This is a genomic window from Bradyrhizobium sp. USDA 376, assembly GCF_054063675.1.
The window spans coordinates 4597465-4609602 of the sequence record NZ_JBSSGN010000001.1; the positions used below are offsets into that span (position 1 = coordinate 4597465).

A 12138-nucleotide genomic window follows, 5' to 3' on the forward strand; every position below is an offset into this window, starting at 1 on the left:
ACGAAGATGGCTCTGACGAGGCACAAGGAAGGTGCCAGCACCTATAGCGCCGAGATGGACGCGCATGAGCGCGCGTCGCGTGACGAGGTCATGGCATTGCAGAAGCAGCGGTTGGCCTGGTCGCTGAAGCACGCCTACGACAATGTCGCGCATTACCGCAAGGCCTTCGACAAGGCCGGCGTGCATCCGTCCGACTTTCGCGAGCTGTCGGATCTTGCAAAATTTCCGTTCACGGTGAAGACGGACCTGCGCGACAACTATCCTTTCAACATGTTCGCCGTGCCGCGCGAAAAACTGGTGCGTGTGCATGCCTCTTCCGGCACGACCGGCAAGCCGATCGTCGTCGGCTATACCCAACGCGACATCGACACCTGGTCCGAGGTGATGGCGCGGTCGATCCGCGCCGCCGGAGGCCGCGCCGGCATGATCATCCACAATGCATATGGTTATGGCCTCTTCACCGGTGGTCTCGGCGTGCACTACGGCGCCGAAAAACTCGGCTGCACGGTGGTGCCGATCTCCGGCGGCATGACCGAGCGGCAGGTGCAGCTCATCAACGATTTCCGGCCTGACATCATCACGGTGACGCCGAGCTACATGCTGGCGATTCTCGACGAGTTCAAGCGCCAAAAACTCGACCCGCGCCAGTGCTCGCTCAAGGTCGGCATCTTCGGCGCCGAGCCCTGGACCAATGCGATGCGCGGCGAGATCGAGGACGCCTTCGATATGGATGCGACCGACATCTACGGCCTGTCCGAGGTGATCGGCCCCGGCGTTGCGCAGGAGTGCATCGAGACCAAGGACGGCCTGCACATCTGGGAGGATCAGTTCTATCCCGAAGTGATCGATCCCGAGACCGGCGCAGTGCTGCCGGATGGCGAGAAGGGCGAGCTGGTCTTCACCTCGCTCACCAAGGAAGCCTTTCCGGTGATCCGCTATCGCACCCGCGACCTGACGCGCCTCTTGCCTGGTACGGCGCGGCCGGGCATGCGGCGCATGGAGAAGGTGACGGGACGCTCGGACGACATGATCATCCTGCGCGGCGTCAACCTGTTCCCGACCCAGATCGAGGAGGTGCTGCTGGCGACCGACTGGTGCGGCGGGCATTTCATCCTCGAGCTGACCCGGGAAGGCCGCATGGACGAGTTGACCATCATCGCCGAGGCGCGGCCTGAAAGCTGGGACGGCCGCGGGCTCGTCGATCATGCGGACCGGATCGCGACCCACATCAAGAACACGATCGGCGTCAGTTCGAGGGTTCAGGTGGTCGCGCCCGCCACGCTGGAGCGCTCGCTGGGCAAGGCCAAGCGCTTGTACGATAAGCGGCCAAAGGATTGACTTGACCGGTCCCAGAGGCGACAAGGCCCGCGAGAAAATCGCGGGTCTTTTCATGTCGCCAGCCGATGCCAAAACGGTCGAAGCGCGCTGTGTGCGCCTCAACGCCAAAGCTGAAAACGCCGCCGCGGTCCTACCTGGCGTCGAGCGCCAGACGCTTGCGCGCGGCCCGAATGATCTCCTGATCGAGGTGAAGGCTGCAGCCGTCAATCCCTCCGACGTCAAGGCCGCGACCGGGCTGATGCCCTATGCCGTGTTCCCCCGGACCCCCGGCCGCGATTACGCCGGCGTGGTGATCGACGGGCCCGCGGGCGCAATGGGGCGCGAAGTGTTCGGCTCCTCCGGCGATCTCGGCATCCGCCGCGACGGCACCCACGCAACCCATCTCGTCGTCGAGGCTGATGCGGTCGTGGAGAAGCCCAAGACGGTGTCCTGGGAAGAGGCCGCCGGCATCGGCGTGCCCTTCGTCACCGCGATGGAAGGCTTTCGCCGTGCCGGCGTGCCGAAGAGCGGCGAGACCGTGCTGGTGTTCGGCGTCAATGGCAAGGTCGGCCAGGCCGCGGTGCAGATCGCGACCTGGCAGGGCGCGCGCGTGATCGGCGTGGTGCGCAAGGCGGAAGCCTACGAAGGCCACGCCAACGCGGCCATCGAGGTGATCGACGCTTCCGTCGCCGACGTTGCCACGCGCGTGCGCGAACTGACCGGCGGCAAGGGCGCCGACATCGTCTTCAACACGGTCGGCGACCCCTATTTCCAGGCCGCGCACAAGACGCTCGCACTTCGCGGCCGCCAGATCTTGATCGCCGCGATCGACCGCATCGTGCAGTTCAACATTCTCGAGTTCTACCGCGGCCAGCACACTTATGTCGGCATCGACACGCTCGGCCTGTCCTCCGCCGCGACAGGCGCGGTGCTGCGCGACCTCGGGCCGGGCTTTGCGAGCGGCCATTTGAAGCCGTTCCCGATCAAGGCGAATGCGATCTATCCGCTCGAGCGCGCGAAGGAGGCGTACGTCGCCGTCGCCGGCTCGTCGCGCGACCGGGTGATCCTGAAGCCGTGACGATGGAATCCTCCGCCCAGCTCGTCATCCTCGCCGGCCTCGTCATAGGCCTCGTCTACGGCGCCGTCGGCCTGCTCAGCGGCTTCTGCCTGATGAGCAGCATGCGTGGCTTTCTGGCGGAGGGCGATGGGCGGCTGGTGCGAACCTACGCGCTGGCGATCGCTGTCGCGATTGCCGCGAGCCAGTTCCTTGTCGGCAATGGCATGGTCGATCTCGGCAAGTCGATCTACCTGCAGCGGTCGTTTTCGCCGGCGGTGCTGTTCCTCGGTGGCCTGCTGTTCGGCTACGGCATGGTGCTGTCGAACGGCTGCGGCTCGCGCGCCCTGGTGCTGCTCGGGCGCGGCAATCTCCGCTCGTTCGTCGTCGTGATCGTGCTGGCGATTGCCGCGCAGATGACGCTCAAGGGCCTGATCGCGCCGGCGCGCATTGCGCTCGTCCAGGCTTCGCAAACCAGTGTCAACGCGAATTCGCTGCCGTCCATGCTGGTTACGCTCGGACTCACGGACGTGGTGTCGCGCTCGCTTGCTGCCGCGACGATTGTCGTCGCGCTGATCCTGTTTGCCTTTGCCCATCCGGCGTTCCGCCGCTCGCCCGGTCAGATCATAGCCGGCATCGTCGTGGGCCTCCTCGTCGCCGGCGGCTGGTACGTCACCGGCTATCTCGGCGCCGACGACTTCAATCCGGTCCCCGTGACCTCGCTCACCTTCATCGCGCCGATCGCTGACGCCCTGCAATACGTCATGCTCTCGACCGGCTTGACGCTGAATTTCGGCGTCGCGACGGTCGCCGGCGTTTTCGCCGGCAGTCTGGTCACGGCACTCGCCACGGGCCGCTTCAAGCTCGAAGGCTACTCGTCGCCACGCCACATGCTGCGCTCGGGCACCGGTGCTGCGCTGATGGGGATCGGCGGCGTGATGGCGTTCGGCTGCTCGATCGGGCAGGGGCTCACGGGCGTCTCGACCCTCGCCCTAGGCTCGTTCGTCGCGGTCGCCGGCATCCTGCTCGGAACCACGGCGGGCCTGCGCGGAAGCTTGCGCGTTCAGCCGCTCGCGGTGGCCTGACCGCGCAGCAGACGGTCGCCCAGCGTCGCAAGGCCGATGCCGGTGACGATCAGTCCGGCCGCGACGGCAAGGCTCATGTCGATCGGCTCGCCGAGCAGGATCGCCGCGCTGGCGATGCCGACGAGCGGTGTCCCGGTGGTACCGAGCGCCGTCGTCAAGGCTGAGATGCTCATGTTGACCATCGACATCGCCCAATAGGCCAGCGCCGTCCCGATCAGGCCTGAATACAGGAACAGCAGGACGACCCTCCAGGACCATTCCGCGTGCGGCAGGCCGTTCGTGACCACCGCCGACCCCGTCAGCACGATCGTCGCGACGAGCACCTGCCAGATCAGAAGCTGGAGCGGCGAGGCGATCCAGCGATGAGCGCGGATATAGATGATGTTCGCGGCCCAGGAGATCGCGGCCAGGATGACCATGCCGGCGCCGAGCACGACGTTCGCATTGGCCCAGTCGATGGACGCGGGATTCAGGATCACGGCAAGGCCGATCAATCCGAGCAGGGCGCCGGCGAGCTTTGGCGCGGTGAGGATATCCTTCCCCAGCAAGGGCGCGGCGATGGCGACCCAGAGCGGCGTGGTGTAGCCGAGCACGATGGCCTTGCTCGCGGGCAGGAAGCGCACGCCGGCCGCGACCAGGACCGAGAACACCGTCATGTGCAGTAGCGCCACGCTCAGGACCACGGGAATGTCGCGCCGCTCCGGGATCACCAGATTCCTGCTCAGTCCGAGGATCACGAACAATCCAGCCAGCGCGATCCAGCTCCGGATCGCCGAAGTCCACAGCGGCGGAAGGAACTGGACGAGCTGTTTCGTCACCGACCAGTTCACGCCCCAGGCCAGCACGACGATGAGGAACAGGCCGACGGCCGCGCGGGGGGACAGGGAGTTCATCTCGGAGATCCTTGAAACAGTCCAGTCCGGCGGATAGCATCTCGCCTGGCACCTGAAAAAGTGCCAGATTGGAGAAGAACAAGGTGCCAGTTTCCGAGAGCATGATCGCGGGCCTGATCGACCTGAAACGGGCCGACGGGGAGGGGCTGGCGGCTCAGCTGACGGGGCAGCTCCGCGGCCTGATTGCGAGCGGTCGCCTCGGCAAGGGCCGTGCGCTGCCGTCGAGCCGGCAGCTGGCGAGCGATCTCGGCGTATCCCGCAACACCGTCACCTACGCGTTCGAGCAGCTCGCCGCGGAAGGGTATTTGGCAGCGTCGCACGGGCGGCGCCCGGTCGTGACCGTCGACGGCGCCGAGCGAATCGATGCAGGAGGCGCAGCTGCATTTCGTTCGCGCGCCGGCAAGCCGCGGCTCTCGCCCTGGGCCTCAAAGCTCCAGCAGACGGACTGGCCGATGTCTTATCTGGCGCCGCTAAAGCCCTTGCGACCGGGACATGGCGACGCAAGAGAGTTTCCGAACGAAATCTGGGGACGCTGCCTGCGCCGCAGCGCCGTAGGGGCAGCGAGGCGGGCGCTCGGACCGGTGAACCGGCCGCGCTTGCGCGAGGCGCTGGCGCATTACCTCGCGACCAGCAGAGGCGTTCGCGCCACGGCGGAGCAGATCCTGATCCTGCCGAGCGCGCAGGCAGCGCTCACCTTGATTGCAGCTGCCGTCATCACGCCCGGCGACGCGGTCTGGGTCGAGGATCCCGGCTACCCCGGAGCCGCGGCCGCCTTCCGTGCCTCCGGGGCGCGCGTGACCGGCATCGGTCTGGACGAGCAGGGCATGCAGCGGATTGCGAGCCTGGCGACGCCAACGCTGATGTTCATGACACCATCGCACCAGCATCCGACCGGACGATTGATGTCGCTGGCGCGCCGCACCGAGTTTCTCAGGCTGAGCAGGCCCGGCAAGACCTGGATCGTGGAGGACGACTACGACGGCGAATTTCACTACGACAGCCGGCCAGTGCCGGCGTTGCAGGGGTTAGACGCCCAAGGCCGTGTGTTCTATGTCGGCACGTTCTCGAAGGCGATGACCTCTGATATCCGGCTCGGCTATCTCGTCGCGCCTCCGGCACTGGTCAGCACGCTGGAGATCGCGCAGCGGCACATCGGACTGATTGCGTCCAGCCACATCCAGGAGGCGCTGGCCGAGTTCATCGCAGACGGGCATTTCCTCGCGCATCTGCGCCGGATGCGCAGGCTCTATCGCGCGCGCCGCGATCACCTCGCCGAAGGACTGGAGCGGCATCTCGGCGAGGTGCTCACTGTCGAGGTGCCCTCGGGCGGCATCCAGCTCGTGGCGCGCCTCAAGCGCGGTCGCGCCGATCAGGCGGCGGTGAAGCGGCTGGGCGAGGCGGGCGTCGTCACGCGAGCCATATCCAGCCTGGCACTCGGCAAGCCGCGTGATCACGGCCTGCTGCTCGGCTTTGCGGCGTGGCGCGAGAGCGAGATCAGCGCAGCGGTGCGGACGATGGCATCGTGCTTCTAGCGCGCCGCTTCACTCCACGGCCTTCGTCACGATGCGGATCTCCGATGTCAGCGTGCGGTGCACCGGGCACTTGTCGGCGATTTCCATCAGCTTCTTGCGCTGCTCGGCATCGAGCGCGCCATCCATCGCGATGTCACGCTCGATCTGGTCGAGCATGCCTTCGCGCGTCTCGCACTCCGCGCAGTCCTTGGCATAGATCTTCGAGTGCTTCAGCGTGACCGTGACGCGGTCGAGCGGCAGCGACTTGCGATCAGCATAGAGGCGCATGGTCATCGACGTGCAGGCCCCGAGGCCAGCAAGCAGGAAGTCATAGGGGCCGGGACCGGCATCCTCGCCGCCGGCAGCCACCGGCTCGTCCGCCACCAGATGATGCGGGCCGACGGTGATGATCTGGTTGAACTTGCTCTTGCGGGTTTCCTGCACCACCACTTTGCGCGGCTCTTCCGCAAGGTCCATCACCTTCGCGGGCTTTGCGGTGTCGATGTAACGGCTTGCCCAGGCGGTGATCACGTCGGCCGCGTAGAGCGCATCGGCCGGCTTGGTCAGCAGATGATCGGCATGGTCGAGCGAGATGAAGCTCTTGGGGTGCTTGGCCGCAACGAAAATCTTGGTCGCGTTGTCGATGCCGACGGTGTCGTCGACGGGCGAATGCATCACCAGCAGCGCCTTGTGCAGGCCGGTGACATCCTTCATCAGCTCGTGCTCGACGATGTCGTCAAGGAACTCGCGCTTGATCCGGAACGGGCGTCCCGCGAGCGAGACTTCGACCTCGCCCTGCGTGCGGATGTTGTCGAGATGCTCCTTGAACAGGCCGGTGACGTGGGCGGGATCGGAGGGCGCCGCGATGGTGACCACCGCCTTCGCCTCGGGAATCTGAGCGGCTGCCGCAAGGATCGCGGCGCCGCCGAGGCTATGGCCGATCAGGATCGCGGGTGCCTTGCGGACGCTGCGCAGATGATCGGCGGCGCGCACGAGATCGGCGACGTTGGAGGAAAAGGTCGAATTGGCGAAATCACCCTCGCTGGAGCCGAGCCCGGTGAAGTCGAAGCGCAGCACCGCGATGCCCTTGGCGGCGAGTGCGACCGAGATGCGCTTGGCCGCCAGCGTGTCCTTGCCGCAGGTGAAGCAGTGCGCGAACAGCGCGTAGGCGGCGGGCTCGCCGTCGGGCAGCTCGAGCGCCCCCGCGAGCTGATGGCCACCTTCTCCGGTGAACTGAAAGCGTTCCGTGGGCATGGGATTCCCCCGTTCGGTTTGAATTCTAGTCGCCCGAATAGCGCTGCTCGGCCCAGGGATCGCCGCGGTTATGATAGCCGCGGACTTCCCAGAAACCCGGCGCGTCCTCGGTCAGGAATTCGATGGCCTTGAGCCATTTCGCGCTCTTCCAGAAATAGAGATGCGGCACCACCAGCCGCACCGGCCCGCCATGCTCCTCCGTCAGCGGCTGTCCTGACCAGCTATGGGCGAGCAGCGCGTCCTCGGCGGCGAAGTCTTCGAGCGCAAGGTTTGTGGTGTAACCGTCGTAGGAATGCAGCACGACGAAGCGCGCATCCTCGCGCGGCCGGCAGACGGCGAGCAGCTCGCGCGTGGCGAGGCCTTCCCACTCATTGTCGTAGCGCGACCAGGTCGTCACGCAGTGGATGTCGGAGGTGAACTGGACCTGCTTCTGCGCGCTGAACTCGGGATAAGTCCAGAACACGGGGTTCTCGACCGCGCCGTAGACGTCGAGCCGCCAGCGCTCGCGCGACACCGGCGGCATGACCCCGAGATCGAGCACCGGCCAGTCCTTGGTCAGGTGCTGCCCGGGCGGCAGGCGCTGGTCTTCCGGCCGCGTGATTTTGCCCGTCAGGAAACGGCCCTCGCGCGCCCATTTCTCCTTGGTGCGCGTCAGCTTGCTGTCGGGCAGCGGCTCGTCGTCGGCCATGAGTTACTCGTGGCGATGCATTGCGGAAGTGTGCTTGGTGTCGCGCATGGTGGAATAGATGATCAGCGACAGGCAGATGATGCCGGCGAGATAGTAATAGAACCAGTCCTCGTGTCCAATGCTCTTGAAGTAGAGCGCGATCGCCGGCGCCGTGCCGCCGAAGATCGAGACCGTGATCGCGTAGGGCAGGCCGACGCCGAGCGCGCGGACATTGGTCGGGAACAGCTCGGCCTTCACCACCGCGTTGATCGAGGTGTAGCCGGCGACGAACAGCCAGGCGCAGCAGATCAGGATGAAGGCCATGAAGGGCGACTTGGTCTCCTTCAGCGTCATCAAGAGCGGCACGGTCGCGAGCGTGCCGGCAACACCGAAGAAGATCAGCAGCGGCTTGCGGCCGATCCTGTCGGAGATGGCACCGTAAATCGGCTGCAGGAGGGTTGCGAAGATCAGCGAGCCGAAGATCACGAAGGTGGTCTGGTCCTCGGTCAGCCCGACCGAGAGCTTGACGAAGGTCTGCATGTAGGTGGTGAAGGTGTAGAACGCCGCGGTGCCGCCGGCGGTGAGGCCGACCACCAGCAGCAGCTCGCGTGGATAGCGCAGCAGATTGGTGATCGAGCCGGTCGGCTTCACTACCTTCTTGGCTTCCTCGAAAGCCTCGGTCTCGTGCAGGCCGCGCCGCATCACCGCGGCGAAGATCGCCAGCGCCGCGCCGATCGCGAAGGGAATGCGCCAGCCCCAGGCCTTCAGCTCCTCCGGCGTCAGGAAAACCTTTTGCAGGAGCAGCAGCACGATGATCGCGGTGAGCTGGCCGCCGATCAGCGTGACGTACTGGAAGCTGGAATAGAAGCCGCGATGCCTGGGATCTGCGACCTCACTCAAGTAAGTGGCGCTGGCACCGTATTCGCCGCCGAGGCTGAGGCCTTCAATCACGCGGGCGAGCGCCAGGATGACAGGCGCGGCAAAGCCGATCGTGGCATAGGTTGGCGTCAGCGCGATGATCAGCGAACCGAAGCACATGAAGACGACGGACAGCGTCAGCGAGATGCGCCGGCCGAAATGGTCGGCGAGGTAGCCGAAGAACCAGCCGCCGAGCGGACGCATCAGGAAGGTCGCCGCGAATACGACGGCGACGTTCAATTGCTGCACGACGGGATCGTTGCCGGGGAAGAAGGCGGGAGCGAAATAGAGCGCGAACGCGGTATAGGCGTAGAAATCGTACCACTCGACGAGATTGCCGATCGAGCCGATGAAGATCGCCTTGATCCGCCGCTCGGCGTCGGCAACGTCAAAATGTTCGGAGGCCGGTCTGATTGCTTGATCTGTCACGTCCGGCCTTTCCACTTCCTGCTTGGAAGGCCTACATCGCCTTTCCCAGCAGAAATGGCAACTGCCGGGGGCCTCTCACCGTGCCCTGCGACCAGGTCACAGTGCCTGCCGGATCGAGGCGGAAATCCGGGATTCGCTTCAGCCATTCCTCCAGCGCAACCTGCATCTCCATTCGCGCAAGATTGGAACCGACGCAGCGATGGATGCCGAGGCCGAAGGCGGCGTGACGGTTCTCGCGGCGATCGATCACGACTTTGTCAGCTTCCGGAAACATTTTTGGATCGCGGTTGGCGGCCGGGAAGGACAGCAACACCATGTTGCCCGCCTTGACCGGGCAGCCCGAGATCGTGGTTTCCTTGACCACCTCGCGGGCCATGGTCACCGGCGAATAGGCGCGCAGCAGCTCCTCGACCGCCGTCGGGATCAGGGCGGGCTCTGCAATCAGCCGCTCGCGGTCGGCCGGCGTCCTGGCGAGATGCCAGAGCGAGGAGCCGATCGCGCTCCAGGTGGTGTCGATGCCGGCGATCAGGAGCAGGCGCAGCGATCCCAGCACGTGGGACTCTTCGAGCGGCTGGCCCTCCTTGTCCTTTGCGTTCATCAGATAGGAGATGAGATCGTCGGTCGGCCTCGATCTGCGCTCCTCGATGTGCGTCCTGAAATAGTCGCTCATCTCCTGCACGGCCTGGAGCAGCTTGGTCTCGTCCTTGATACCGAGCTCCAGGATCATGTGAATCCAGTTGATGAAGAGATCGCTGTCGGACTCGGGAATGCCGAGCATGTGGGCGATGGCCTGGACCGGGATGTACTTGCTGTAGCGCGCGGCGGCGTCGACCTTGCCATCGGCGATGAACCCGTCGATCAGCTCGTTGCAGATCGCGCGCATCCGCGGTTCCAGCTTCTTCATCGCATCCGGCGTGAACGGCGGCAGCAGCAACTGCTTGGCCGGTTTGTGCACGGGCGGGTCCGAGGTGATCGGAGGAGCCGCGTTCCTGGAAATCTCCGGCCGCACGTCGCGGACGATGATGCGGCGCGAGGAGAAATGCTCGGTGTCGTTGGCAATCTCGCGCACCGCCTCGTAGGTCGTCGGCATATAGCAGCCGAGGAACCGCTCGGTGTGCACGACCGGGCTTGCGGCGCGCAGCTCATCCCAGATCGGAAACGGATCGTCCGTCCATTGCGGATCGGTGTGGTCGAAATCGTTGACCCAGTCGGTGACGGGCGGATGGGCGACAGGCTGGCTGACGTCGGACATCTCGAAAGATCCCTTGGGCTGGTGTTCGCTGAATGCAGGCGCGGGGCGGCCGGAGACCGCGCTATTCCTCGATCACATCGATAGCGATTTCCGGGCAGTTGGATTTGGCAAGCCACGCCTTGTCTTCGAGTCCCGGCGGGACAGTGCCATCGCCGGCTTCATGCGCGTTGCCGTATTCGTCGAGCTCGAACAGCTCCGGCGCCAGCGCCTTGCAGCGGGCGTGGCCCTGGCATTTGTCGGGATCGACGTGAACCTTCAGTCGCTCTGCCATGGCGGCGTCCTCGGTCGTTTGCGTGCGCGCGAAAGGCGGCCCCGCGTTCCTCATGTCAATTTTGTCGGCGGCATTTGCCGCTCGCTTTAAGTTATATCCTATTACATTCGCGACGGGCTTCCCCTGTCAAGCGCAAACTTATAGGCTTGGCCGTAACATGCGTTCACAACTCGCTCGCAAGCCCGAGAACACCTACCACCACGGCGACCTCCGCGACGCCCTGATCAAGGCCGCGTTGCGCGAGGCGGAACGGGGCGGCGTCGAGGCGATCAGCATCAAGGCGCTGGCGAAACAGCTCGGCGTCTCGCAGCCGGCGCCGTATCGGCACTTTGCCGATCGTGATGCCTTGCTTGCGGCGGTGACTGCGGAAGCGTTCCGGCAGCTCAGCGCGATCTTGCGCGAGGCGATGGCAAAGCCGTCGAAGCAATCAAAACTGTCGCGGCTGGCGCAGGCGACGCTCGATTTCGGCCTGCGTCGCAACGGCATCTACCGCTTGATGTTTGCCTCCCGCACCGTCTCCTGCGCGGCCAAGGGCAGCGAGCTGCACGAGGCGACGCGCGAGACGTTCGGGCTCGTGATCGAAGCCCTGGAAGCACCTGCGGTCGGCTATTTGCGTGAACGACACGCACTCAAGATCTGGGCGGCGCTGCATGGCGTGGTGATGCTGGCCGAGCAGGGCCTGTTCACCGGCGAGTCCGCCCATGCCACGCGCGAGGAGCTGGTCGAGGATTTTGTCAATGAGACGAAGGCGGCGCTGACCGCTGCGATCAAGGACGCGCGGCGGCGGAAAAAGACTAGCGCCTAAGTCTTCGCCTGCAGCAGCCTCATCAGCTTCTCGACCGCGCTGTCCGGCGTCGTCACGACGGGGCGGCCGGTGGCCTCCGCGACCAGCGGCGCCGTCGCCGCGATGCTGAATTGCGCCAGCGCGATGACGTCGCAATCGCGCAAGTCGCGCGAGGCGTCCGCGATCAGCCGGTCATGTGTGGCGCGGTCGCCGCGGTCGAGCGCGGCCAGCGCGCCCTCGGCGAGTTTCGGTACGACTTGGACCGAAGGGGGGAATTCCGGCGGCATCGAAACCAGCGTTGGCGGGAAAGTCGAGAGCAGGCCGATCCGCTTGCCCATCGTTACCGCGCGCTCGATCATCGCTTCGTTCGGTTTCAAGACCGGCATCGGCGCATGCGCGCGCGCCACCGCCTCGATACAGGGGCCGAAGGCGGAGCAGGTGAACAGGATCGCGTTGGCCCCCGTTGCCGCCGCATAGTCGCCGAGTGCCAGGAAACGCTCGGTCATGGCATCGTTGAGCTGGCCGTCGCGTGCGAGGTCAGCCGACAAGCTGTCGTCGAGCAGATTCATCAGCCGCGCCTCGGGCCACGCCTGCGCGAAGGCCGCCTCGATTGGGGCGATGGAGTGCTTGAGGGCGTGGATCAGGGCGATGCGAGGAGGCGTCGTCATTGAACGTGACTACCTGACAGGTCTCGTGCCCCGGA

The 12138-nt window shown here is 65.4% G+C and carries 12 protein-coding genes; 5 read left to right on the forward strand and 7 right to left on the reverse strand.

Going from position 1 to position 12138, the window contains the following annotated elements; all coding sequences use genetic code 11:
* Window positions 1-6: 6 nt before the first annotated feature.
* From paaK to ACVJ19_RS21530, 3 genes are read left to right on the forward strand one after another with little or no spacing between them, the layout of a single operon-like run.
* Entirely contained in the window at window positions 7-1338 is a 1332-nt protein-coding gene (gene paaK / locus ACVJ19_RS21520; protein ID WP_453951000.1) for a phenylacetate--CoA ligase PaaK, read from the forward strand.
* A gap of 52 nt (window positions 1339-1390) precedes the next feature.
* The gene (locus ACVJ19_RS21525) at window positions 1391-2395 is read left to right on the forward strand and encodes a quinone oxidoreductase family protein (protein ID WP_456739424.1); all 1005 of its coding nucleotides are present in this window, start codon (window positions 1391-1393) and stop codon (window positions 2393-2395) included.
* 2 nt (window positions 2396-2397) lie between these two features.
* Complete coding sequence (locus tag ACVJ19_RS21530; protein WP_453955178.1) at window positions 2398-3456, forward strand: YeeE/YedE family protein; 1059 nt, start codon at window positions 2398-2400, stop codon at window positions 3454-3456.
* On the opposite strand, the gene ACVJ19_RS21535 is transcribed toward ACVJ19_RS21530, so the two are convergent.
* Window positions 3435-4349: a DMT family transporter gene (locus ACVJ19_RS21535; protein WP_453951001.1), complete on the reverse strand. Its 915-nt coding sequence runs from the start codon at window positions 4347-4349 to the stop codon at window positions 3435-3437. The two genes, ACVJ19_RS21530 and ACVJ19_RS21535, sit on opposite strands and share 22 nt — an antisense overlap.
* Before the next feature lie 101 nt (window positions 4350-4450).
* Between ACVJ19_RS21535 and pdxR the strand changes: the two genes are divergently transcribed.
* Window positions 4451-5881, forward strand: coding sequence for a MocR-like pyridoxine biosynthesis transcription factor PdxR (gene pdxR / locus ACVJ19_RS21540; protein ID WP_453955179.1), 1431 nt, complete (start codon window positions 4451-4453; stop codon window positions 5879-5881).
* A gap of 9 nt (window positions 5882-5890) precedes the next feature.
* Here the strand turns inward: pdxR and ACVJ19_RS21545 are convergent, their stop codons facing one another.
* From ACVJ19_RS21545 to ACVJ19_RS21565, 5 genes are all read right to left on the reverse strand, one after another.
* Entirely contained in the window at window positions 5891-7114 is a 1224-nt protein-coding gene (locus ACVJ19_RS21545; protein WP_453951003.1) for a bifunctional alpha/beta hydrolase/OsmC family protein, read from the reverse strand.
* A 25-nt stretch (window positions 7115-7139) separates the two neighbouring features.
* On the reverse strand, window positions 7140-7802 hold the full coding sequence (locus ACVJ19_RS21550; protein WP_453951004.1) for a sulfite oxidase-like oxidoreductase: 663 nt from the start codon (window positions 7800-7802) through the stop codon (window positions 7140-7142).
* Between the two features lie 3 nt (window positions 7803-7805).
* Window positions 7806-9128, reverse strand: coding sequence for an MFS transporter (locus ACVJ19_RS21555; protein WP_453951005.1), 1323 nt, complete (start codon window positions 9126-9128; stop codon window positions 7806-7808).
* Between the two features lie 31 nt (window positions 9129-9159).
* A complete protein-coding gene (locus ACVJ19_RS21560; RefSeq protein ID WP_453951006.1) occupies window positions 9160-10380 on the reverse strand; it encodes a cytochrome P450 in 1221 nt (406 codons plus the stop codon).
* A gap of 61 nt (window positions 10381-10441) precedes the next feature.
* Window positions 10442-10651, reverse strand: coding sequence for a ferredoxin (locus ACVJ19_RS21565; RefSeq protein ID WP_018648108.1), 210 nt, complete (start codon window positions 10649-10651; stop codon window positions 10442-10444).
* Between the two features lie 157 nt (window positions 10652-10808).
* On the opposite strand from ACVJ19_RS21565, the gene ACVJ19_RS21570 reads away from it, so the two are divergent.
* Complete coding sequence (locus tag ACVJ19_RS21570) at window positions 10809-11456, forward strand: TetR/AcrR family transcriptional regulator (protein WP_453951007.1); 648 nt, start codon at window positions 10809-10811, stop codon at window positions 11454-11456.
* Here ACVJ19_RS21570 and ACVJ19_RS21575 read toward each other — a convergent pair.
* On the reverse strand, window positions 11453-12103 hold the full coding sequence (locus ACVJ19_RS21575) for an aspartate/glutamate racemase family protein (RefSeq protein WP_453951008.1): 651 nt from the start codon (window positions 12101-12103) through the stop codon (window positions 11453-11455). The two genes, ACVJ19_RS21570 and ACVJ19_RS21575, sit on opposite strands and share 4 nt — an antisense overlap.
* Window positions 12104-12138: the final 35 nt, after the last annotated feature.